This window comes from Lysobacter sp. P5_B9 (assembly GCF_054049835.1).
The window spans coordinates 810,057-832,961 of sequence record NZ_JBFULP010000001.1 but is presented as its reverse complement, the minus strand read 5'-3'; the positions used below and the strand labels follow the sequence as shown (position 1 = coordinate 832,961).

The window sequence follows — 22,905 nt, the reverse complement described above, 5'->3', positions numbered from 1 at the left end:
TGCGGGCATGACTTTCATTGAAACACTGCTCTCAGACCAATCACTCTGATTTCGACGAATGGCATTGAGCTAAATTCCTGACGAACGTCGCAGGATTTCCGACCCATAGCTCTCCTGCGGGCACGGACCTTGTAACTACAGAACACGCCCCGATGACTGCGCCATCGCCAATGGTTACGCCCTTGAGAATGGTCGAATGCCCACCGATAAATACATCCTTACCGATCACGACAGGAGCCCGTTTTGTGCCGGCCCTATCCAACAGCGGATCCTGCCTATCGGAAGACTTTAGGGAATGAAAGTCGCTGTCGTAAATGACCGTGTTCCCCCCCTATTACCGCGCGGTCCCCGATCTCGACTCCCATCGTGCAGACAATAGCGCACGAACTCATACCGACATTGCGTCCAATCCTGAGGTCTCCATCCACCCAGAAAATGCACTTCTGTTGGCGACCGATGAGGTTGAACCTATTGCCGCTATTCACTCGCAATCTGTCGCCGACCTGCATCGAGCCTTTCCTCGTAACAACGACCTTAAGCGGCCCCCTCACATGGAGGCCGCGGCCAAACCTAACACCATTCAGATAGAAGGAGAGCTTGGCCATCGGCGTGTACATCCAATCAGAAAGCAGGCCAACCCCCCTTCTGATCGCCTTAAACAACGTCGATAGGACTGTCATAGCGCGTCTAACTCAACGCGCTTGGACTGAATCTCCCCAAGCGTCCAGTCCCACCAGCGCAGTTCGAGTAATCGCTGAATCTTTGCTTCGGAAAACCTGTACCTAATAACCCTAGCTGGCACCCCGCCAACTATGGCGTAAGGCGGTACATCCTTTGTCACCACAGAGTTAGCGGCAACAACTGCTCCATGACCGATAGCCACACCACCCATTACGATGGCTCTCGCACCTATCCAAACATCGTTCCCTATCTTTACGGGACGATACTCATCCCCATAAGTGTCCGAGCTCACGAGCTCGATGCGAAACGTATTTCGCTTCTTGTAGAAAAGCGGCGACGTGGAAAATCTTTCGACGGGATGCACACCAGGCCCAATAACGACATCGTTAGCAACGGAGCAGAACGAGCCAATTTTGGCGTTCTGAACGTGACTCCTTCTCCCCACGTAGGTATAGCTAGAGACTGTGCTATTTAAAATCAAAGCACCGTCAAGGATTCGCGTATCAGTTTCCAATCGCGACTGCTTGTCTACACACGCCCCAGGGCCCACAACGGCACCTTTGAATCTCCATTTGTTTTGCAGATCTCGACTTCCATCAATCGCCAAGTCCAAAACTCTCGACGCAAGGCCAAAGGGCAGGAGGAGGATCCTCATTAGGTCATAACGGCTCACCTGGCCGCCTCGATGTTCTTCAGGAAATTGCTCCAAACTACGCTAGGCGAATAGTTCGCGATTGAGTACTCGCGAGCCCGATTAGATCTACCCATCAGTTCCTCGCGATTGAGCGAGAGGAGATAGTGGACTAGATCGACCGCCTCCCTATTAGAGCGGTAGAAGTTAATGAAATCGCATCCCTTGAACTGACTTTCGTAACCACCATGAAAGTGACTCACATAGAGAGAGCCTGCAAGAAGTGCGATGGGGAGCCGGTTGGAGAAGTAATGGGGAACCTTTGGATAGTGCTCGTACGCAACAGTGATCCAGCTGTTTCGATATACATCCAGCTGCTTGTAGAAATCGACGACTCCGCGATGGCCCTTGAACCCGCTCCACCCAGATCCGTACAACGAAAAAGCGTCCTGAAACTCGCTGCCCATTGCTCTGACGAATCGCTCCCTGCCAGAGGCGCCAGGCATCCGCCGGATCGAACCAAGGAACCTCGGCTTGATCCTGTTGCCGATCAGCACGATGTCATTCGCCCTTTCTCTCAGTATGTAGGGCGCCGCATCGAACCGCGCTATGTCTGCGTGGTGAGGCGTGTAAATCACACGCTTGTTGTACTTCGATACCTGGTCGCGAAAAGCGCCCAATCCTCGAATTGAAACCACATCGGACGCGGCCATCACGGACTTGACGTTTGCAGGAAGTGGCTTTGACCACCCGCCATACATGTCGCCTTCGTCGTAGGCAATCAATGGCCCAGACCGCAGTCCGCGCAGCTTCTCGACAAACCGGGACGTCACTGGCGTCTTCCCGATATGGAAAAGCACGACGAGGTCCGGCTGCATCGCATCAGCGACGCCAAGCATGGCAGCGAGCGCCTTGTCCAACCCGGACTTGTCGATCAAGTCATTGAAGTACACCCATTCGAGGGCATCGATTCTTCCATCGGAAAGCAGGGACGAGAAACCATCCTCGATTCCGGTTTGGCATCCGTCCTGGCCATTAAGGAGCAGCAATACTTTCATTGTTCGTTCAACCCGAAATGATTGCTCATGCCCCAACCAGCCTTCTTACAAGCTCATGCCTGGCCAGCAGCCACTGGATCGGCGCCATCCTTTTGAGCAGTGGACGCGAAAGAAGCAGGCCGATCGCCAGTCCGACGACGCCAGCACAGATGCTGAAAATCAACTCAATGAGGTGAACTCCCTCTGGGACGGCTTTTGTAACAAGCAGTATTGAGCACGCCACGCACATGGAGAGGATGGCGAATATCGAAAACATGCCGATCCAGTCTTCTCCAACGCCTTCAAACCTCTTCCGCATCAGGGTTAGAAAGACCGCCATCCTCAGCCACTCAACGACCACTACCGCCGCCGCGAATGCGACCAACCCATATGAGTTGACCAAATAAAACAGGACGGCAAGAAGCGCCAGGGAGCAGGACTGGATGACGAGCTTGGGAGTCAACTGCCCCATGGAATCCAGGGTCACGCTTGCGATGTGAGTGGTGAATATCGGCCCAACCGAGAGCGCGAGCACCTGGAGGACGGGTATTGATGCCTCCCATTTGGCCCCCAGCACCGCAAGGACAATGGGACCGGCCGCCGTGGAGACCCCAATCGAGACTGAAAAGGCGAAGGCCCCGACAATCAGAGTGCTCAGCAGATAACCGACGTACTGATCCTGCTTCCTTCCCGATAGGGCACACAGCGTCGGAAAAAGGGCCCTAGAGATCACGTTGGCCGGCTTCTCCACAGGCAAGTTCGCGAGCAGTAGCGCTCGGCTGTAGATGCCGGCCGGCCCGGCGCCGGCGAGCTTCCCGATCACAACGGAATCCAAGTTCGAGGTCAGGAACTCGAGAAAACCGATCACCGAGTAGCGCCCCCCAAAGTGAAGGAAATGATTTCGCTCGGCCGCGGCGTGCCTCAATCGCAGCGAATGGCGTGTCACGGCATAGCCCAAGATCAGGACCGCTGCTGCTTGCGCCAGATTGGCCCAGACCAATGCCCAGACACCGAAGCCGAAGTGCGCGAGCGTCAAGCCCACCAAGACATAGCCCAGCGTGTATGCCAACGTCTCGATGATCGACACCTGCTTGAAGCGGGCCTCCCGTCGAAGGAGCCCCATCGATATCGCCGACAGCCCATTGAGGATGAAGTTAAGGGCCAGCATCCTGGCTATCGGCGCAAGTTCTGGCATCCCATAGAACGTCGAAAGCCATGGCGCTGCCACGACGCAGGCCGCATAGAAGAATCCGGAGATCAGGATCGTCACGGACAACGCGGCCGCGATATCGCCATCAGTGAGCACGTTCTTCTGGATGATGGCTGGCGTGATCCCCAACTGTGCGAAGTAGCTCAGAAACCGCAGCCCGACCAGCGCCAGTGCCATCAGGCCGAAATCCGCTGGCTCCAACAAGCGGGCCATCACGTACATGAAGCCAAGCTGGAGAAGGAAGTTGGCCGCGACGGAGAGACCGCCCCAGCCAACACCGTGCTTGATTTTCTCAAGTGACGCGGACATGGGGATCAGCCTTGGATGCGCGGTGTCTGCGAGTGCGAAATCACTCGACGCTCATGCTGACGTTGTAGCCATGGGTTCTCAAAAGAGCATGGCGCCTGGCGTCCTGCAGATCGGAAACCACCATCTCCTGCACCATCTCGGCGAGCGTGATCTGCGGCACCCAGCCCAGGTCGGCCTTCGCTAGAGCCGGATCGCCCAGCAAGGTCTCCACCTCCGCCGGACGGAAGTAGCGTGGATCCACCCGTACCATCACATCGCCCACCTTCACCGCCGGCGCCTTGTCGCCTTCCACCGCCTGCACCACGGCGCGCTCGTGCACACCCTCGCCTTCGAACGCCAGGGTGATGCCCAATTCCTTCGCCGCCATGTCGATGAACTGGCGCACGCTGTACTGCACGCCGGTGGCAATGACGTAGTCCTTCGCCTGCTCCTGCTGCAGCATCATCCACTGCATGCGCACGTAGTCCTTGGCGTGGCCCCAGTCGCGCAGCGCGTCGAGGTTGCCCATGTACAGGCACGACTCCAGGCCTACGGCGATGTTGGCCAGACCGCGGGTGATCTTGCGGGTGACGAAGGTCTCGCCGCGGCGCGGGCTCTCATGGTTGAAGAGGATGCCGTTACAGGCGTACATGCCGTAGGACTCGCGGTAGTTAACCGTGATCCAGTAGGCGTAGAGCTTGGCCACGCCGTAGGGGCTGCGCGGGTAGAACGGCGTGGTTTCCTTCTGCGGCACTTCCTGCACCAGGCCGTACAGCTCGGAAGTGCTGGCCTGGTAGAAACGGCACTTGTTGCCGAGCTTGAGGAAACGGATCGCCTCCAGCAGGCGCAAAGTTCCCAGGCCATCCACATCGGCGGTGTACTCGGGCATCTCGAAACTGACCGCGACGTGGCTCTGCGCGCCAAGGTTGTACACCTCGTCCGGCTGCACCTCGGCGACGATGCGCGTGAGGTTGCTGGTGTCGGTGAGGTCGCCGTAGTGCAGGTGGAAGTTACGCTTGGACTCGTGCGGATCCTGGTAAAGGTGGTCCACGCGCTCGGTATTGAAGGACGAGGCGCGGCGCTTGATGCCGTGCACTTCATAGCCCTTCTCCAGCAGGAGTTCGGCCAGGTACGAACCGTCCTGGCCGGTGACGCCAGTGATGAGTGCTCTTTTCACGTGTGTCCTTGTGGCTTAAAGACGACCGTCGGCCATTTCTGGCGACAGGACGTTCTTGATGTCGAAAATGACGCAGGAGTCGCGGCCCAGCGATCGGATGTAATCGCCGCCCATGCCGATGAAGTCCTGATGGGCAACGGCAACGACAATTGCGTCGTAGAGCCCGCGCTGCAGCAGGGGAATCTGGCGGATGCCAAACTCGTTCATCGCTTCTGTTTCGTCCGTCCACGGGTCATACACGTCGACGGTTGCCTGGGCATCCTGCAGTTCGCGGACGATCTCCACTACCCGGGTGTTGCGCAAATCCGGGCAGTTCTCCTTGAAGGCGAGGCCCAGCACGAGGATTCGCGAGTCGACGACGTGGATCCGCTTCGCCGCCATCAGTCGCATCACCTGATGGGCAACGTGCAAGCCCATTCGACTGTTGATGCGGCGCGCGGCGAGGATCAGTTCCGGGTGGTAGCCCAGCACGGTTGCCTTATGGGTCAGGTAGTACGGATCCACGCCAATGCAGTGACCGCCCACCAGACCGGGCTTGAACGGCAGGAAGTTCCACTTAGTTCCGGCTGCATCGAGAACGTCCTGGGTATCCACGCCCATCTTGTTGAAGATCATGGCGAGTTCGTTGATCAGCGCGATGTTGACGTCGCGCTGCGTGTTCTCGATGACTTTCGCGGCCTCGGCCACCTTGATGCTGGGAGCCTTGTGCGTGCCCGCCGGCACGATCCGGCGGTAGAGCCCGTCCACGATCTCCGCGATCTCCGGAGTGGAACCTGACGTTACCTTCGGAATGGTGGTCAACCGGCGGACCTTGTCGCCAGGATTGATCCGCTCGGGGCTGTATCCACAGAAGAAGTCGAGGTTGAACTTCAGCCCGGAAGCTTTTTCCAGGATCGGGACGCAGACTTCCTCGGTCGTACCCGGATAGACAGTCGATTCGTACACGACGATGTCGCCTACCTTCAGGTAACGGCCCAGCGTCACGCTCGCCTTTTCGAGTGGCGACAGGTCCGGACGGTTCGCTTCATCGACTGGGGTCGGGACCGTGACGATATAGACGTTGCACTCCGCGAGCTGCGACTCGTCTGTAGTGAATGCCAGCAACTCGGCCGAGGCCAGCTCGTCCGGCGCGGTTTCCCGTGTACGGTCGTGGCCTTTGGCGAGTTCTTCGACTCGGGCACGATCAATATCGAATCCGAGCGTCCTGAAGTGCTTCCCGAACTCCACGGCAAGCGGGAGTCCGACGTAACCAAGGCCTATTACCGCAATCTTTCTTTCAACATTCACAATCAAGTAGCCAATTTAATAGACAACCAAGTTAATAGGCATTGCGGCCAAGGAGGCCCTTGAACACTGTCAGCGCAACGATGCGCAGGTCGAACACCAGCGACCAGTTCTGCAGGTAGTACAGGTCGTACTCGACGCGCGCGGCCATCTTGGCGACGGTGTCGGTTTCGCCGCGCAGGCCGTTGACCTGGGCCCAGCCGGTGATGCCGGGCTTCACGCGGTGGCGCTGCATGTAGTTGTCCACTACCTCGCGATAGTGGTCGTTGTGCGCGACGGCGTGCGGGCGCGGGCCGACGATCGACATGCTGCCCCGCAGGACGTTGAAGAACTGCGGGAGTTCGTCGGCGCTGCTGCGGCGCAGCATGCGGCCCAGCGGGGTGATGCGCGCGTCGTCGCGGGTGGCCTGGGTGACTTGCCCGTCTGCCTCGGCGTGCACGTGCATGGTTCGGAATTTCCACACCTTGATGATCTTGCCGTCCAGGCCGTGGCGTTTCTGGCGGAACAGCACCGGGCCGGGCGAGCTGAGCTTGACCGCGATGGCGATCCCCGCGAGCAGCGGCGCGATCATGATCAGGATCAGCAGGGCCAGCACGCGGTCCTCGATCGCCTTGAGCAGGCGTGCGTTGCCGTCGAGCGGGCTGGCGCGCAGGTTGATCACCGGCAGGCCGGCGACCTGGTCCACCGACTGGTTGAGCAGCTGTATGCCGAACAGGTCGGGGACGAGCTTGATGTCGGCGGTGCAGTGGTCGAGCGCTGCGAGGATCTGGTTGATCTGGTCCTGCGCGCTCATCGGCAGCGCGATCCAGACCTGGTTGATGCGGTGGTCCCCGACGTAGCGGGCGAGCGCTTCGATCGAACCCAGGTGCGGGCTGCCCTTGATCTGGCCCTGGTCCACCGGAGTGCTGAACCAGCCATGCACGTCGATACCGGCCCAGCGGTTGTGGTCGAAGGTGTGGACGATGCGACTGGCATCGCTACCGGAGCCGACGACGACCGCGGTACGCAGGTCGAGGCCACGTGTACGCACCCACGCTGCTGCGCCGCGCAGCGCCAGTCGCATGGCCACCGAGCCGCTCGTCGCGGCAAGGAACCACACGCCCCACCACAGTCGCGAGTTGGCGCCGGTCACCTTGAAAACCAGGTTGTAGGCGAGCCCCAGGGCGAACACGCCGCACCACAGCGCCGCGACGTGGCAGGCTTCCAACGACAGGCTGAGACCGCGCCAGCTGCGGTAGACCGAGGAGCTGCCAAACACCAGCAGGGTCAGCAGCGCGCCACGCGCGACCACCTGCTGGTATTCCAGCGACAGTTCGAAGTGGCCGAAACGGTAGCCGTATGCGATCGATGCGGCGGCGAAGAGAACGAACAGGTCACCAAGGCGCATGGCCAGGGCGATGAGCGCGGCAAAGCGGTGCATGCCAGCTCCCACTGCCGGCGCGCGCGCTATCGAGGTAACTACCATTCGTCCGACTCCCCCTACGTCATTCGACCTGTTGCGGCTTCTTGGCCATGAGCACTGCTACCAAGGTCGCAAACACGATGGCCACCGACAGGGTGCGCAACGGGTAATCGACGAACGAATGGATCAGCGGCACCAAAACGGCAATCGCCGCGGCCGGCATTATCGTCGAACTCCGACCCCTGTCGTCAGTTCTCTTCCTGAACTGCATGCAGGCGGCGTGCCAAAGGAGCCAAACGAGCATGGCGACCAGCACGAGGCCTGGAATTCCGACCTCCAGCGCGACTTCGAGCAGGTCGTTGTGGGCGTGAAGGGCGTGGACCGGCTGCATCGCGACGACCGGCTCGAACGGGGCGTAGACATCCCGGAATGTGCCGGCGCCGCTGCCCCAGGGCAGCCAGGCTTTCACCGCCTCGGTGCCGTAATGGAGGTACTGCCAGCGCAGGTCGGCCAGGGGATCCTGGGCCAGGCGGTGGGCGATGCCGTCCCACGCGTACACGGCGACACCGAGTGCCGCCACGGCAACGGTGGCGATGGGCAGCACGTGCCACTTTGCGCGAAGCGGCCTGGGTTCGTTGGAGCGCCTCGCTTCGATCCGGCTCGCAATGACCATAAAGGCGATCACCGTGACCATGGCGGTCAGCACGATGCCCATCCGGGAGAAACTCAATGCGGCCGAGAGGAACAGCACGACAGCCGTGCCGGACCAGACGATCGCCTGCGGCACACGGCGTTCGCGCTGCGCGGCGAAGGCGAACGCCAGGGCCATGGGAACCAGCATCGCCATCAGGTCGGCGAAGTGGTTGCGGTTGGCGAAGGTGCCGATGGCGCCGATGGGATGGTGGTAGGCATGGAACCGCAGCCGCGAATGCTCGCCGGCGGCCGCCTGGGCGAAACCCAACAGGGCCATGGCCACCGCAAGGACCAGCGCGAGTTGGAGCAGGCGGATGCGTGCTTCGCCGGGCAAGGTGACCACGAGGAGCCAGGCAGCCCCGAAGGTGGCCAGTGCCAGCACGGCACGCACGGAGCCCCAGACATCGAGTGTCATGGGAAGCCAGGCGGGATGGAGCCCGGCCTGGTGGAGATCGGCCAGGACCGCGGCGCGCGTAGCCGATGCGGCGAACAGGGACGCGGGCACGGGCAGGAGTTGCAGGGCGACGACCGCGATCGCGGCCAGCAGCCACCAGGCGAACAGCCGTTGCAGGCGACCGGCTTCGGCATGGCGCCAGCGCAGGAGGCCGAGGGCGAGCGCGGGTAACGCTGCGAGGTGAACGATCAGGTCGCCGGTGCCGCGCGAGCCACCGCCGAACAACAAGGCCGTGGCCAGCAGCAGGCCGGCGACGAGTTCAGCGGCAAGGTCGCTGGAGCGCAGCGACAGCGCGCCTGTGGCGCGCCTTTGCGTTCCCGTCGCGGCTCCGCTCCCATCGGAGAGAGCTCCCTGCCTGTCGCCGTGCTCCCGCATCTCATGACCCCCTGAAAGAAAACGGGCCGCACTGGGCGGCCCGTTGATGCTTGCCTGTCCGTCGCTGGATCAGGGGCTGGAGGGCTTGTCGTCCCCGCCACCGCCACCGCCGCCGCCAGCAGCGCCGAGCAGGAGGGCGGCACCGCCGGCCATCATGTAGTACTTGGTGTCGGACGAAGCGGCCACCGCCGGGCTGTGGCAGACCGGGTCCTTGGCGCTGATGGTGTAAGGCGCGGTCGAGTCGACCGTCACCGAGCAACCGTTGCTGTAGGTGATCCTGGCTTTACCGCTCGAGACAACGACGACGTCACCGGCCTTGGCACCAAAGCTGCTGCCATCGGCAATAGCCTTGTCGCCCACTTTGGCCGCGCCCGTCACCTGGACCTGCACGCTGCCGATGGCGCGCACCAGGGTCGTGGGCTGCTGCGCAGCTGCACTGCCAATAGCAAGAGTTGCGACCAGACCTGCGATCAAATGCTTCATGTTGCTGTCCCCCCAAAAGAGTGCGCTATGCCGCACTTTGCGGCAGCAAGAGTAATGCCAGCCCATGGTCACCGCAAGGGTTGCGCGGCCGGCTGCGGGCCCCGGTCCCCCAAGGGATTCAAGCGGATGGCGTCGAGTCGCAGGGTCCCGGACACCATCCGCTCCTGCAGCGACCGGGCTGCAAGGCGGAGTCGCAGGATCTGCCCGGAACATCCGGCCGGCAGGTCGAACTCGCCCTGGCTGCGCTGCCAGTCTGGCGTGCGCGTCGCGGAGGGCAGTTCGAGGGAGAGCTGCGGGGCCGGAGCGCCCTGGCAGGCGACTTCGAGCAGGAAGGGACGCGCCGCATTGGTGTTGTTTTCCACACCGGCCGCCAGCCGGTAGCGGCCCGGGCGCAATGCCAGCGACTGCTCGACGCCGAGGTCCGCGACGACGCGGCCGTCGAAGTCGAGCACCAGGGAGCGCGCGCCCTCAAGGGGATCGATGTCGTCATAGGCAATCGTCAGGCCCGGTTGGATGGCGATGCGCCAACCGAAGCCACCCGCGACATCGGGCTGCTCGAAACCGCCGTCGAACAACCCATTGGCGTCGCCGCCTCGCGCGGAAACCGGCAGCGACTGCCACCAGGCGCGGCGCGCTTCGGCGTTCCGGCCCAGGCGGTTGAGCAGGGTCACGTAGGCGTCGACTTCGCCGGGCTGCAGCGGGGTGCGCTTGCCGAGGTGTTCCAGCAGCGTCGCGGCCGGGGCGGCCGGAACCTGTGGCGACTTCAGTACCGTGGCGAGCGCGGGACGCCAGTTGGGCGCCATCTCCAGGCGCGGCAGCAATGCGGCCTGGATCTCCTCGTGTTCGAGCAGACCGGCCAGGCGTTGCAACATCTCCTCGCGCACGCCGGGCGCCACGCGCAACAGCGCATCCAGGTGCAGTAGACCGTTCTCGACATCGCCGCGCGCGAAGGCGCGGTCGATGGCGGCAGCGCGGGCCAGGCGATCGCGCGGCGCACGGCGCACGGCGATGGCGAGGAAGCTGTCGGCGCGGGCAGCATCGGTTTCGGCCTGGGCCAGCACGCGGAAGGCGCGACCGTCGATCGGATGCTCGCGCAGGATGTCGCGGGCGATGGCTGCCTTGCCGGCGGCGGCACCGTTGTCGATGGCGCCCATCAGGCGATCGGGACCCGCCGGCGCACCGATGTCCGCATCGACGTGCGACAGCGCGATCGCCATCCATGCGCCAATGCCGAGCAGCACGGCGACGATGACGATGCGCACGACCTTCATCCCCTGCCCGGCCTGCGCTTAGCGCTCGCCGCCGTAGCTGTACTGGGTGTAGCCGCCGTAACCGTAGTTGTCGCCCTTGCGCGGGTTGAAGCGCGTGAGCACCGAGCCGAGCACGTGGGCGCGCGCGCCGAGGAGGCGCTGCATCGCGCCCTGCAGGTTGTCGGTGCGGGTCTCCTCGGCGGTCGCGACGAGCAGCGTGGCCTCGGCGCGATGGCTGAGCAGCGGCGCATCGGCCAGGCCCAGCACCGGCGGGCCGTCCAGGATGACCATGTCGAAGTTCTGGCGCAGCGATTCCAGCAGTGCACCCAGCGCATCGCCGGCGAGCAGTTCCGGCGGATTCGGCGGCAACGGTCCGGACGTGATGACGCTCAGGTTGGCGTCCTTCGTCGCCTGCACCGCGCCTTCCATGCCGGCCGCGCCGGCCAGGACATTGGACAGGCCCACCGAATTGGAGGCCCCCAGCAGCTTGTGCAGGGACGGATTGCGCAGGTCGGCGTCGACCAGGACCACGCGCTTGCCCAACTGCGCGATGTTGCGCGCCAGCTCGGTCGCGGTGGTGGTCTTGCCTTCGCTCGCCCCCGCACTGGTCACCAGCAGGCTGTACGGCAGGCCATGCGAGGTCGCGAACTGCAGCGCCGTGCGCACCGAGCGATAGGCTTCCGCGAACGGCGAGCGCAGGTCGGTCGACGCCTGCGCCGGCGTGATGCCGCCGGCGAGGCGCGGCACGATGCCGAGCACCGGACGTTGCGTGAGCGATTCCAGCATCTTCGGCGAATGGATGGTGCGGTCGAGGTAGTGGCGCGCGAATGCGGCAAGCACGCCCAGCATCGAGCCGACCAGGAGGCCCAGCGCGAGGTTGCGGAACAGGCTGGGCTTGTACGGGCTTTCCGGCACTTCGGCGCGATCGACCACGAAGATGTTGTTGGCGCCCACGCCACCGGCCACGCCGATTTCCTTGTAGCGCTGCAGCAGGCCGTCGTAGAGCTGGCGGTTGGTCTCGGCTTCGCGCTTGAGGATGTTGTACTGGATGCTGCGGCTCTGCAGGTCGAGCACGTCGCCCTTGAGTCCACCGATACGCTCGGTGAGCATCGTTTCCTGGGCCGCGGCCGCGTCGTAACGCGCCTTGACCGAGGCCCGGATGTTCGCCACTTCACCGCCGATCTGGCGGTCGATCTCGGCGATCTGTCCGCTCAGGCGCAGCATGTCCGGATAGTCCGGCTTGAAGGTGCGCAGCTTCTCCTGGTACTCGGCCTGCACCTTGGAGCGCTCTTCGCGCAGGCGTTGGATCAGGGCGTTGGCGACGACCTGCGGCATGCCGGAACCGTCGCCCTGCGCGGCCTGCGTCCACTCGGCTTCGGCGCGGATGCGTTCATCCTGCGCGCGCGCGAGCGAAGCATTGAGCTCGGACAGGTTCTGTGCGGACAGCGACGGCTTGTCCTCGCCGACCGAGACGATCTGCTCCTGCGTGGCGAACTGGACGAGCGACTTTTCCGAATCCTCGAGCTTGGCCTTGAGCTGCGCCAGGCGCTCCTCGAGGTACTTGCCCGCGTAGGACGAGGCTTCGAAGCGACGCTCGAGGTTGGAAGCGATGTAGGCCTGGCTCCAGGCGTCGGCGATGCGCGCGGCGATCTTGGGATCGGGCGAGTCGACGTTGATGCGGACCAGGCGCGAGTTGCGGATCGGCTCGACGTTGAGCTCGCCCAGCAGCATGTCGGCCAGCGCGCGCTGTTTTTCCTGCTGGCGCACCGCGGCACGGTCTTCGTCGCCGATGCCTTCAAGCATGGGCTTGAAGTAGGGATGCGCGGTGAGATTGAGGTCCTGCACCACGCGCAGCGCCAGGCTGTTGCTGGCCAGCAGCTCGTACTGGGTCTGGTAGAAGTCGTCGCCGTAGTAGCCCTGCTCCTGCGGCACGACGCCTTCGACGTTCACGACCTGCAGGCTTTCGCGCTCGATCTGCAGCAGCGAACTGGCACGATAGATCGGCGTGGCCAGCAGGGTCAGGACCACGACCACGGCAACCACGGCGGCCATCACGCCCGCTACCAGCCAGCGGTTGCCGCGCAGGATGTTCCAGTACTGGAGGAGGTCGATTTCGTCGGCGTCGCGCTCGCCTTGCGGCGCGGCGGGCAGGCTCATGCCCGAATGGGTCTGGATGTTCATCAATTGTTGTTGGTGTAGAAGACCCACGCCGTCAGGATCGGCGCGATCTGGATGAAACGCTTGAGCCAGACTTCGCCTTCCGATTCGTCGACGACGACAATGTCGTCACCGAGGATCTCGGGGTCCGGGCTGCGGCCTTCGCGGATCGCCTCGAGGTCGAAACGCGCGACCATTTGCTTGTCGCCGGCACGACGGAAGACGACGACGTTGTTCTCATTGGCGGTGTCCGAAAGACCTTCGGAGAGCGAGACGGCTTGCAGCAGCGACAGGCGCGAGGTCATCGGGAAGATGCCGGTCTTCTTGACCGCACCATTGATGGTCACGCGCTGGCTGGCGAATTCCTTGACGAAGACGTTGACCTGTGGGTCCTGCAGGTAGTGCGCGCGATAGCCGCTCGCGATGTCCTGCTCGAGCTCACCGACGGTGCGGCCGGCGGCCTTGATCGCGCCCACCAGTGGCAGGGAGATCTGGCCCGCGTTGTTGACGCGCACTTCGCGATCCAGATCCTTGATCTGGAACACGGTGATGGTGAGGAGGTCGCGCGAGCCGATGTGGTACTCGCTGGCGTCGACGGCGACTGCGTTGTCGACCTGCGGGAACGACGAAGGGAGAACACTACCCTTGCTCGCACATCCGGACAGGAACAACAGCAGGCAAGCGACGGTCGCCGCTCGGACAAAATTCAACAAAACGGAATCCCCAGAAACCCTTGATTCGAAACGCATTATGCAGATGCCGTGGCTCCGGCACAAAGAGCAAAAAACGCTCAGCGTCCGCGCAGAGTCCGCAGCAGCCGGGTCAACACCTGCCCTTCTGCGGCCCTTTTGGGCGGAGCGAAGCCAACTGTGGCGTGGAGCGCCAATGGCAGCTGTTCAGGCGGCTGGTTGTCCACGATTCCTTGCGGGCGGGTATGCACCATGTGCCCGGATTCCTCGCGCCCCACCAGGGCGGCGGCGGCTTCGCGTGCCTCCGCCAGCAGCGGCGGACGGCGCTCCGGGTGGTGGGCGTCGGTGGCGAGCACCATGCAATGCCCGTCGCCCACGAAACGCTCGCCCCAATAGCGCACCCGCCGGCCAAACCGCCCCGTCAATGCGCCCGCGGTGACCTGCATCCATGCGCCGCGCTGGCTGAGCCGTGTGAACAGGTCGTAGTGCGTCTCCACCCAGGTCAGCCGTTCAGGATGGGTGATCACCGGCACGTAGCCCGCGGTCATCACCTCGAAAACGAGGTCCTCGAAGCGCGGCGGCGCGACATGGTGCGGCGGTTCCAGCAGCAGATAGCGCGAACCGGCGAGTGTCGGAATGCGGCCAGTGCGGATCCCCGCGACCAGGTCGGGATCGACGTGGACGTCGGCCCCCTCCAGCAGGCGCAGGGCGATGCCGCGCTGGTCCAGTTCGGCCTGGAAGGCCACGATCGCGTTCCTGATCGCGGTGGCATTGTTGTCGTAGACGCCCGGATAGATGTGCGGCGTGCACGCGATCGTGGTGATGCCGTCCGCGGCCGCGATGCGCGCCATCTGCAGGGCCATGTCCAGGTCGACCGCGCCGTCGTCGATACCGGGCAGGATGTGGCAGTGCAGGTCGAGCATGGCGATTCCGGGATTTGGCCGCCGCGAGTGTAACCACCCGCATGGCTGGCATCCGCCATTGGAGTTGCTGTATAGTGCGCGGCCCCAGCAGGGCTATAGCAACTGCATGGGCACTGCATTCGGGCGGTTAGCTCAGCGGTAGAGCATTGCCTTCACACGGCAAGGGTCGCAGGTTCGAACCCTGCACCGCCCACCATATTGGTACTGCCAGGCCTCGCCTGCAGGTACGCGGAAGGCCGGCGCAAGCCGGCTTTTTTGTTTCCGGAGCCCGCAATGGACGACACCCGCCTGTACCACAACCCGCATTGCTCCAAGTCGCGCGGCGCGCTGGAGCTGATACATGAACGCGGCATCGAGCCGCGCGTGATCGCTTACCTGGATACGCCGCCGACGCGCGACGAGCTGCGCGAACTGCTGCGGCTGCTTGCCCTGCCCGCGCGCGCCCTGCTGCGCACCGGCGAAGACGAATATGCGGCGCTCGGGCTCGCCGATGCTTCGCTTTCGGACGACGCGCTGATCGACGCGATGGTGGCGCACCCGCGCCTGATCGAACGGCCGATCTTCGTGCACGCCGGCCGCGCCGTGATCGGGCGTCCGCCGGAACAGGTGCTGACGTTGCTCTGAAGATCCTGTCCTGCCGGTTCAACCCGTCTACCACGACTTGCTGTCGCGCATGCGCCGCACGCGATCAGGCGGGGCGAACGAATCGCTGCGCGCTTCTGCCCAGAAGGTCTTGAACACCGCATGCTCCGGCAGCTTGCCCAACAGGTCGCCGGGTTGTAGGAACCGGTAGATCTCCGCCAGCGACCGTATTTCGACCTGCGATATGCGCCGCAGGATGTGCTCGGGCCCGACCTGGCCTGGATGTTCCAGCCCCGCGGCCGCCAGCAGGTCGCGCAGCGCCTTCAATGTGTTCTGGTGGAACTGGGCCACCCGCGTCGCCTTGTCCGGTACGTCCAGGTGCCGCCAGCGCGACGGATCCTGCGTGGCCACGCCGGTGGGACAGCGATCGGTGTGGCAACTCTGCGACTGGATGCAGCCCAGCGCGAACATGAAACCGCGCGCCGCGTTGCACCAGTCCGCCCCCATCGCCATCGTGCGGGCGATGTCGAAGGCGCTGGTGATGCGGCCCGCGGCGCCGACGCGCAGAGCGCCACGCAGGTCCAGGCCGACCAGCGTGTTGTGCACGAGCATCAGCGCTTCATGCAGCGGCACGCCGACGTGGTCGATGAACTCCGCCGGTGCGGCGCCCGTGCCGCCTTCGGCACCGTCGACGACGATGAAGTCCGGGAGGACCCCGGTCTCGCGCATCGCCTTGGCGATCCCGAACCATTCCCACGGATGCCCGATCGCCAGCTTGAATCCGGTCGGCTTGCCGCCGCTGGCTTCACGCAGCCGCGCCACGAACTGGAGCAGCTCGATCGGGGTACTGAATGCGCTGTGCTGCGCGGGTGACACGCAATCGACGCCCATCGGCACACCGCGCGTGGCCGAAATCTCCGCGCTCACCTTCGCTGCCGGCAGCACGCCGCCGTGGCCTGGCTTGGCGCCCTGCGACAGCTTGATCTCGATCATCTTGACCTGCGGGTCGCGGGCACTGGCGATGAATCGCTCGAGGTCGAATCCGCCCTTCTCGTCGCGGCAACCGAAGTAGCCCGAGCCGATCTCCCACACCAGGTCGCCGCCGTACTCGCGGTGGTAGGGCGAGATCGAACCCTCGCCCGTGTCGTGGTAGAAGCCGCCCAGCTTCGCGCCCTGGTTCAATGCGCGGATCGCGTTGGCCGACAACGCACCGAAACTCATGGCGGAGATGTTGAACACGCTGGCCGAATACGGCTGCGCGCTGTTCTCGCCGATCATGAGGCGGAAGTTGTGCGACTCCGGATGCGCGGGTACCAGCGAATGGTTGATCCATTCGTAGTCGGCGCCGTACACGTCCTGCAGCGTGCCGAACGGGCGCGTGTCGTTGATCGCCTTCGACCGCTGGTATACCAGGGCGCGCTGGTCGCGCGAGAACGGCGTCTCCGCGGTATCGGACTCGATGAAGTACTGGCGCATCTCCGGGCCGATGGATTCCAGCCCGAAACGGAAATGCGCGAGGATCGGATAATTGCGGCGCAGGGTGCTGCGCTTCTGCATCACGTCCGATGTTCCCAGAGCGGATAGCAGGCCGAACGCCACCACCGCCACCCACCATCCACCGCCCAGCCAGGCGGCCAAGCCCAGCGCGACGGCGAAGAGCAGCAGGCAGGTGTAATAGGTGGCGTGGCGCATGGCTCCTCCCGGTTGGTGCCCGGCCGCTGCAGCCGGTCGCTAGAGCCTGGCGTCGACGCTGTCGCGTGGATACAGGCTCTTGATGTCGTACAGCAGCGCGTTGCTGCGCCCGTATAGACGTACGCCGTGGGCACCGAGTTCCCTGTACTGGTCGTGCGCCACGGCGAGGATGATCGCGTCGTAGCTGCCGGCCTGCGGGTCGGTAGACAACACGTCCACGCCGTATTCGTCCTTGGCGATGGCAGCATCCACCCACGGATCGTGGATGTCCACATTCGCGCGGTATTCGCGGAAGCGCTGGACCAGCTCGACCACGCGCGTATTGCGGAGGTCGGCGCAGTTCTCCTTGAACGCCAGGCCCAGGATCAGGATGCGCGATCCGGCCACCGGGATGTCGCGCTGGATCATCAGCTTGATGACTTCATTGGCGACGTGCTCGCCCATCGCATCGTTGATGCGGCGGCAGGCGAGCAGGATGTCGGGGTAGTAGCCCGCCGTCTGCGCCTTCTGGATCAGGTAGTACGGATCGACGCCGATGCAGTGCCCGCCCACGAGCCCGGGGCGGAACGGCAGGAAATTCCACTTCGTGCCCGCCGCTTCCAGCACTTCGGTGGTGTCGATGCCGAGCCGCTGGAAGATCAGCGCGAATTCGTTGACCAGGGCGATGTTGGCGTCGCGCTGGGTGTTCTCGATGACCTTCGCGGCTTCGGCCACGCGCAGGCTCGAGGCCTTGTGGGTGCCAGCAGTGATGATGCTGCGGTAGAGCGCATCGACGAAATCGGCGGCCTCCGGCGTCGAGCCCGAGGTCACCTTGGGGATGTCGACCAGGCGGCGGCGACGATCACCGGGATTGATGCGCTCCGGGCTGTAGCCCACGAAGAAGCCGACATCGAGGCGCAGCCCGGACGCGGCTTCGAGCGCGGGCACGCAGATCTCCTCCGTGGCGCCCGGATATACGGTGGACTCATAGATCACGGTGTCGCCGTGCGACAGCACCGCGCCGATGGCGCGGCTGGCCGCGATGAGCGGCGCGAAGTCGGGGCGCTTGTGAACGTCCACCGGAGTGGGAACGGTGACGACGTAGACGTTGCAAGCGCGCAGGTCGGCCGGATCGGCACTGAAGCGCAGCTTCGACGCCGAGGCAATCTCCCCGGCGCTGCTTTCGTGGTTGTCGTCCCTGCCCTCGCGCAGGCTGGCGACGCGCTGCGCATCGATGTCGTAACCCAGGGTGTCGTACTGCTTGCCGAATTCGATGGCGAGTGGAAGGCCGACATAACCCAGGCCGACCACGGCGATGCGCGCGTTGCGGGGATCCAGCATTCGTCCTGTCCTTGCTCGACCGGCGTGCGGCCATGAATGCGATGGTGCTGGGGCGGGCACCACAAAACCATCCCAAGCCATTGAATTAAAATGGCTATTCGGATGGGAGATTCAGCAAATACCCCCAGAAATACCCCCACGTCGCGCCGGCTAGGCAGACTATGGGCATTGCTCTAATAGCTTCTAGTTTAGACGGAGGGCCACGCACTTGGCGTCCGGCGGATCTCCCAAAATCAGAAATTGTGCGGATTTGGCACAGCGAAGCGAGACCCCCGGTCGGCTGGTCGACGCCAACAGACTTTAGGTCCCCCGTGCCCGCTGCCATTTCTGCAGTTCCGCAGACATAAAACTTAGCGCCTCAGATAGTGCGATATGCACGTCGGGTCCGTGAGCCACCACCAACGGGCAGCCCCCGCTAACCGCCTCATGCGGCTGGACTTTGCACCTTGACGCTCAGCCAATCGACACCTGAACATCCCGTGCATATGCCCCGATCCGGGGTCTACTAAGCGTTAGGGCTCAATAGTGGCATCACCAGACCTCACCCAATTGTTTAACGAGGCGCTCGGCTTTGCCGAGTACATGCTTATCTCACATGGAGAGTTCATCCCCTTCGGCGTTTCAATGGATCCGAGCGGGGAGATTTTTCAGGACTCTGGATACCTTGGCACTGAGCACCCGGCATCCGCAGAGATGGTGGAGTTTCTGCAACGCGCTTTTAGGGATTCTGCCTCTGGTGGCACGATTCGAGCGGCCGGTGTCTGCTTGGATATGTATGTTGCACCCCCGGGGAAGACTGAAAAGTCAGATGCAATATGTGTTCGGTTAGCCCATGTCTCTGGCGAGACAGTTGCCGTCTACGTCCCCTATGCTAAAGACCCACAAGGGGCATACACGTTCGGCCAAACGTTTGCCACAAAGGGCACTTCGTTTCGCCTGGTTGAGCCCTAACAATTCATTCAAGCCGAAGCCGCTTCGCGGCTCGGCTTAATTCAGGCGTTATGCCCTATGGATGTAGCACTCTCGCCAACCGAAAGAGCGGTCCGCTTTGGCGGCATGGTGTTGGCCCACGCCGCCTTCATTGCCTCTGACTTGCCAGAGGGCGAGCTCATCTGCCCCTTCGCAATAATCACTAAAGACGATCGGCGCCAGGTCGTTCCATTTGAGGCGGAGTCGCAAGCCGAGGCCGTTGAGAACGGCAAAGCAAGTCTTTCGGAGTTCAAAGACCAAATCGATTACTGGGGCTTCGGCCGTGAGGGGCTTTGGTCGGATCCAGACGCTACCGACAGGACGGACGTACTCATTGTCTCTACCTGGACTCATGGCATGGAAGAGCCGGTAATCCTTATGCAGCGCTTTCGCCCGGCGGCAACGGACCAATTCTTGCTTCTTGGCGCCGTTGACATTGTGATTGACGGACATGTCCTTACGCCGGAAAACGCTGCCCCACTTCGGGCTCTGGTGTCAGACGGCATCGCTATGCATCCTAGTGCGGTGCCATGGGCAAGTTGGCTGGTCCACTAGGGCATAACAATTCATTCAAGCCGAAGCCGCTTCGCGGCTCGGCTTAATTCAGGCGTTAGGCATCAATGAAACGTCCCTTGACTCGTGCAGAAGAAAAAAGGCTTCTCCTAGCAATTCTTGGCCAGCTAGGCCCGGACCAGCCTCTGGGAGCTCTGACGCGATTGAGGCGGGAGCTCGCCTTGCTGGGGCTTGGGCTCGTCTTTGCTGTCGTGGTCCTTGGCACCCTCATAGAGCCAAACGTTTATAAGGTGCTGCTGGCATCCATTGCTTTCGCAGTCGGTCTCGTCATGGGAGTAGGCGCCTGGCGTCTTACGTCGGCCCGGCAATGGCCCGCCGTGGCAAAGTGCATTGATAGGTCCAAAGTAGAGGCCCGGCTTCGTGAGCTTGATGCCTAACAATTCATTCAAGCCGAAGCCGCTTCGCGGCTCGGCTTAATTCAGGCGTTAGGGCGCACAGCCACATGGTCGTAGTTGAGAGTCTCGATCTCGCACATTCGGTAATCGCCAGGGTCAATGGCGACTCACGCAGCGGCGGAGTCTGGATCGCCACTTTCATCTTGGCCGGGCTTTTCTTTCCTTCGCTACTCGGGCTCATTGGCACCGCCGGTCTTTCCAAGAGTGACGCGATTTACTTCTTTCCAGCGGCCCTTCTGGTCGCCGTTGCATACGTTTACTCACGCCGCCCGTCACTCGAGCGTCTTCGGGCCTCAATTTCCCAGCCGATCCCTCAGAGGACTCGTCTTGTGGCGTGTCTATTCTTGTTTCTCGCCACCGTACTCTCGGCTTTGGCCGCTCGGATATCACCGTGGGCCGGCCCAGTTCTGCTGTTACTGGTGGCCGCATTACCATGGCAACAATGGGCGGTTCCGTCAGGTGCGCCCTAACAATTCATTCAAGCCGAAGCCGCTTCGCGGCTCGGCTTAATTCAGGCGTTAGCGCTCATGTGCGAATTCGAGACGGAAATGGTGAAAAATGCCGCAGCGCTGCAAAGCGTTGCCGCATTCAGTCCAATTGGGATTTTACTTATTGCATTAGTGGTAGGCGGCTTAGCTATCAATAAGCGCACTCGCCATTTGCCAAGCCTTGCTTGGCTTGCCCTTTGCCTTTGGCTAGGTCCATTTTTGGCCGCAAAGCCGACCGTAGTCATTTGGTACAAGGTCATGTTCGGTAGCGGCGATTGCATAGGCACGCCGTGGCTGACAATGATTCCGGCCCTCCTACTCGCAATTGTTGTAGCAATGTTGGTCGTAGGCGGCATGATCTTTGTCGGATCAGGACCGATGCTTCTATATCTTGCAAAGAGCAGTAGGGCTCAAAAGAATGCGTCACGCCATCCACCGCCCCTTCCGGGCGAGCGCTAACAATTCATTCAAGCCGAAGCCGCTTCGCGGCTCGGCTTAATTCCAGGCGTTAGGCCGCATGGACAGATCAAAGTTGATGACCTTTTTCTCCGCCTACCTTGATGGGGCTTTCGGCGCTTCCATACTCTACTTATGCGTATCGCAACTTCGGGCCACTGCCGGCGCCATGTCAGGCACTCAAATAGCTTTGATGGTCTATTGGCTTTTCGTTGCGCTCTTATTTGGCCTGGCTAGCTTCGCAATCCTCCGCGGTTGGCCCAACAAGCTAAAGCTTCACTTCATTGCGCTTGGTTCCTTGGCCCCAGTCGTCTTGTTGGTTATCGGCACCAAGCTAGCTGTCGAGCTTGCGGCCTAACAATTCATTCAAACCGAAGCCGCTTCGCGGCTCGGCTTAATTCAGGCGTTAGGGCGCACGGGAGACTTCATGCGCGTCAACATAGAAGCAATTGCGGCCCTGATTGGGACGGCAAACGTCTATGCCAACGCCAATCTTGCAAAGATCCCTGTTTCCGTTCGACAGACATACGGCGACGGGTCCGCGACGGAACTTTCCTGCAACCCTGATTCTCATTGCGTATTCACTGTTTATGGAAAATGGAAGAAGAAGATTTCGCTTCCTCTGGCGCCCGAGTACGCAGGCTACTCCACGTCAGGATTCATAACGGATTACTACTACTGGTCCAACTCCGAGAGCAACCTAAACATTGCCATCGAGGTTGAGTGCAAAGAGGCGGACCTAGAGCTGGTAACTGACACCTGGCCAATCTGCAACATGATTCTGGAGCGCTCTGGCAATGCCTTCATCGCAAAGAGAATTGAAGTTATGCCAAAAGAGGGCATACCGGAGTATCGCTACCTTGACAGTGCGCCCTAACAATTCATTCAAGCCGAAGCCGCTTCGCGGCTCGGCTTAATTCAGGCGTTAGGCCCCATGAAAATCTCTCCCGTTTGGATAGGTATCGGCTGGATACTCCTGGTGGCGGGCTCAGCAATTGCCTGCTTCACGTATTTCGCTAGCGAGCTTTTAAAGCAAGACACTACTGTTTTGCCTTGGCTCCTATTACCGGCGGCTGGCGTTATTTTTGCTGTCGCCTACGTCCTTGCACTGCCAGGAGTTCTCATGCTCTTTCCCTCCAAGCCAAAGCGGAGTCGGCCAACCCCGCCGCAGTACGGCGGCCAAACATTGGGGCAGCTAATGGCCGCCAAGAAGGTTGGTACAGTTGCGAAAAAGCAGGATGTTGGCAGTGGGCCCGGTGGGGCCTAACAATTCATTCAAGCCGAAGCCGCTTCGCGGCTCGGCTTAATTCAGGCGTTAGGCCGCATGGAAAGAGTTCGTGTTGTCATGGTTGATGCCTTACCGCTTCCAGGTACGGACGCGTTTGCGGAGTACGGTGGCGCAACCATCAACATCTACACTACTGAGGAATCGGAGGACGGCGCGCTGACCATCGCCGCTCGGGAGGTAGCTGAGGCCGGATGGCAAATCCAATCAGTCGAGGACAATTGCCTTCTCACGCGCGAGGATCTGGTGGACTCTCCAGATGGCCTGCAATACTTCGAGCAGGCACTGATCGACGGCATTGTGCTCGTCGTCTACACATACCCCGCAACGGCCGAAGATCGCGATGCTCTTCATTAGCGGGCTGCGGCCTAACAATTCATTCAAGCCGAAGCCGCTTCGCGGCTCGGCTTA

18 protein-coding genes, 1 tRNA gene and 3 pseudogenes are annotated in these 22,905 nt (G+C 62.2%); 6 read left to right on the top strand and 16 right to left on the bottom strand.

The window, feature by feature from the left end:
• Positions 1–40: 40 nt before the first annotated feature.
• From ACXJJ9_RS03970 to ACXJJ9_RS03905, 14 genes and pseudogenes are all read right to left on the bottom strand, one after another.
• Positions 41–235 (bottom strand): annotated as a pseudogene (locus ACXJJ9_RS03970) (acyltransferase); the annotation flags it as partial.
• Positions 236–676: 441 nt separating this feature from the next.
• Positions 677–1,354: a CatB-related O-acetyltransferase gene (locus ACXJJ9_RS03965; RefSeq protein ID WP_457095916.1), complete on the bottom strand. Its 678-nt coding sequence runs from the start codon at positions 1,352–1,354 to the stop codon at positions 677–679.
• Positions 1,351–2,370 carry a glycosyltransferase family protein gene (locus ACXJJ9_RS03960; RefSeq protein WP_457095915.1) on the bottom strand — a complete coding sequence of 340 codons (1,020 nt, stop codon included), beginning with the start codon at positions 2,368–2,370 and terminating at the stop codon, positions 1,351–1,353. Before ACXJJ9_RS03960 ends, ACXJJ9_RS03965 begins: the two co-directional genes overlap by 4 nt.
• A gap of 25 nt (positions 2,371–2,395) precedes the next feature.
• The gene (locus ACXJJ9_RS03955; protein WP_457095914.1) at positions 2,396–3,868 is read right to left on the bottom strand and encodes a lipopolysaccharide biosynthesis protein; all 1,473 of its coding nucleotides are present in this window, start codon (positions 3,866–3,868) and stop codon (positions 2,396–2,398) included.
• A 40-nt stretch (positions 3,869–3,908) separates the two neighbouring features.
• Complete coding sequence (gene gmd / locus ACXJJ9_RS03950; protein WP_457095913.1) at positions 3,909–5,024, bottom strand: GDP-mannose 4,6-dehydratase; 1,116 nt, start codon at positions 5,022–5,024, stop codon at positions 3,909–3,911.
• Between the two features lie 15 nt (positions 5,025–5,039).
• Entirely contained in the window at positions 5,040–6,314 is a 1,275-nt protein-coding gene (locus ACXJJ9_RS03945) for a nucleotide sugar dehydrogenase (protein WP_457096155.1), read from the bottom strand.
• Positions 6,315–6,342: 28 nt separating this feature from the next.
• Positions 6,343–7,728, bottom strand: a complete 1,386-nt coding sequence (locus ACXJJ9_RS03940) for an undecaprenyl-phosphate glucose phosphotransferase (protein ID WP_457095912.1) — start codon at positions 7,726–7,728, stop codon at positions 6,343–6,345.
• Positions 7,729–7,792: 64 nt separating this feature from the next.
• Entirely contained in the window at positions 7,793–9,232 is a 1,440-nt protein-coding gene (locus tag ACXJJ9_RS03935) for an O-antigen ligase family protein (protein WP_457095911.1), read from the bottom strand.
• A 69-nt stretch (positions 9,233–9,301) separates the two neighbouring features.
• Entirely contained in the window at positions 9,302–9,715 is a 414-nt protein-coding gene (locus ACXJJ9_RS03930; protein WP_457095910.1) for a hypothetical protein, read from the bottom strand.
• A 68-nt stretch (positions 9,716–9,783) separates the two neighbouring features.
• A complete protein-coding gene (locus tag ACXJJ9_RS03925) occupies positions 9,784–10,977 on the bottom strand; it encodes a hypothetical protein (RefSeq protein WP_457095909.1) in 1,194 nt (397 codons plus the stop codon).
• Between the two features lie 27 nt (positions 10,978–11,004).
• Positions 11,005–11,634 (bottom strand): annotated as a pseudogene (locus tag ACXJJ9_RS03920) (CpsD/CapB family tyrosine-protein kinase); the annotation flags it as partial.
• A gap of 141 nt (positions 11,635–11,775) precedes the next feature.
• Positions 11,776–13,122 (bottom strand): annotated as a pseudogene (locus ACXJJ9_RS03915) (GumC family protein); the annotation flags it as partial.
• Between the two features lie 23 nt (positions 13,123–13,145).
• Positions 13,146–13,832 carry a polysaccharide biosynthesis/export family protein gene (locus ACXJJ9_RS03910; RefSeq protein ID WP_457095908.1) on the bottom strand — a complete coding sequence of 229 codons (687 nt, stop codon included), beginning with the start codon at positions 13,830–13,832 and terminating at the stop codon, positions 13,146–13,148.
• A gap of 80 nt (positions 13,833–13,912) precedes the next feature.
• A complete protein-coding gene (locus ACXJJ9_RS03905) occupies positions 13,913–14,734 on the bottom strand; it encodes a tyrosine-protein phosphatase (protein WP_457095907.1) in 822 nt (273 codons plus the stop codon).
• Between the two features lie 121 nt (positions 14,735–14,855).
• Between ACXJJ9_RS03905 and ACXJJ9_RS03900 the strand changes: the two genes are divergently transcribed.
• Together ACXJJ9_RS03900 and arsC are read left to right on the top strand one after the other, a co-directional pair.
• Positions 14,856–14,930, top strand: a tRNA-Val gene (locus tag ACXJJ9_RS03900).
• 77 nt (positions 14,931–15,007) lie between these two features.
• Entirely contained in the window at positions 15,008–15,358 is a 351-nt protein-coding gene (gene arsC, locus ACXJJ9_RS03895; protein ID WP_457095906.1) for an arsenate reductase (glutaredoxin), read from the top strand.
• A gap of 27 nt (positions 15,359–15,385) precedes the next feature.
• Here arsC and ACXJJ9_RS03890 read toward each other — a convergent pair whose 3' ends face one another.
• Together ACXJJ9_RS03890 and ACXJJ9_RS03885 are read right to left on the bottom strand one after the other, a co-directional pair.
• The gene (locus tag ACXJJ9_RS03890; RefSeq protein WP_457095905.1) at positions 15,386–17,008 is read right to left on the bottom strand and encodes an FMN-binding glutamate synthase family protein; all 1,623 of its coding nucleotides are present in this window, start codon (positions 17,006–17,008) and stop codon (positions 15,386–15,388) included.
• Positions 17,009–17,047: 39 nt separating this feature from the next.
• Positions 17,048–18,328: a nucleotide sugar dehydrogenase gene (locus tag ACXJJ9_RS03885; protein WP_457095904.1), complete on the bottom strand. Its 1,281-nt coding sequence runs from the start codon at positions 18,326–18,328 to the stop codon at positions 17,048–17,050.
• Positions 18,329–19,384: 1,056 nt separating this feature from the next.
• Between ACXJJ9_RS03885 and ACXJJ9_RS03880 the strand changes: the two genes are divergently transcribed.
• From ACXJJ9_RS03880 to ACXJJ9_RS03865, 4 genes are all read left to right on the top strand, one after another.
• Complete coding sequence (locus ACXJJ9_RS03880) at positions 19,385–19,852, top strand: hypothetical protein (RefSeq protein ID WP_457095903.1); 468 nt, start codon at positions 19,385–19,387, stop codon at positions 19,850–19,852.
• 940 nt (positions 19,853–20,792) lie between these two features.
• Entirely contained in the window at positions 20,793–21,212 is a 420-nt protein-coding gene (locus tag ACXJJ9_RS03875; protein ID WP_457095902.1) for a hypothetical protein, read from the top strand.
• 424 nt (positions 21,213–21,636) lie between these two features.
• Complete coding sequence (locus tag ACXJJ9_RS03870) at positions 21,637–22,086, top strand: hypothetical protein (RefSeq protein ID WP_457095901.1); 450 nt, start codon at positions 21,637–21,639, stop codon at positions 22,084–22,086.
• 447 nt (positions 22,087–22,533) lie between these two features.
• On the top strand, positions 22,534–22,851 hold the full coding sequence (locus ACXJJ9_RS03865; RefSeq protein WP_457095900.1) for a hypothetical protein: 318 nt from the start codon (positions 22,534–22,536) through the stop codon (positions 22,849–22,851).
• Positions 22,852–22,905: the final 54 nt, after the last annotated feature.

Coding starts and splice junctions, on each gene's coding strand:
- ACXJJ9_RS03890 (WP_457095905.1), bottom strand. CDS start 17,008: ATGCGCCACGCCACCTATTACACCTGCCTGCTGCTCTTCGCCGTCGCG.
- arsC (WP_457095906.1), top strand. CDS start 15,008: ATGGACGACACCCGCCTGTACCACAACCCGCATTGCTCCAAGTCGCGC.
- ACXJJ9_RS03905 (WP_457095907.1), bottom strand. CDS start 14,734: ATGCTCGACCTGCACTGCCACATCCTGCCCGGTATCGACGACGGCGCG.
- ACXJJ9_RS03935 (WP_457095911.1), bottom strand. CDS start 9,232: ATGCGGGAGCACGGCGACAGGCAGGGAGCTCTCTCCGATGGGAGCGGA.
- ACXJJ9_RS03955 (WP_457095914.1), bottom strand. CDS start 3,868: ATGTCCGCGTCACTTGAGAAAATCAAGCACGGTGTTGGCTGGGGCGGT.
- ACXJJ9_RS03960 (WP_457095915.1), bottom strand. CDS start 2,370: ATGAAAGTATTGCTGCTCCTTAATGGCCAGGACGGATGCCAAACCGGA.
- ACXJJ9_RS03880 (WP_457095903.1), top strand. CDS start 19,385: ATGGTGTTGGCCCACGCCGCCTTCATTGCCTCTGACTTGCCAGAGGGC.
- ACXJJ9_RS03930 (WP_457095910.1), bottom strand. CDS start 9,715: ATGAAGCATTTGATCGCAGGTCTGGTCGCAACTCTTGCTATTGGCAGT.
- ACXJJ9_RS03865 (WP_457095900.1), top strand. CDS start 22,534: ATGGAAAGAGTTCGTGTTGTCATGGTTGATGCCTTACCGCTTCCAGGT.
- ACXJJ9_RS03875 (WP_457095902.1), top strand. CDS start 20,793: ATGTGCGAATTCGAGACGGAAATGGTGAAAAATGCCGCAGCGCTGCAA.
- ACXJJ9_RS03885 (WP_457095904.1), bottom strand. CDS start 18,328: ATGCTGGATCCCCGCAACGCGCGCATCGCCGTGGTCGGCCTGGGTTAT.
- ACXJJ9_RS03870 (WP_457095901.1), top strand. CDS start 21,637: ATGCGCGTCAACATAGAAGCAATTGCGGCCCTGATTGGGACGGCAAAC.
- ACXJJ9_RS03940 (WP_457095912.1), bottom strand. CDS start 7,728: ATGCACCGCTTTGCCGCGCTCATCGCCCTGGCCATGCGCCTTGGTGAC.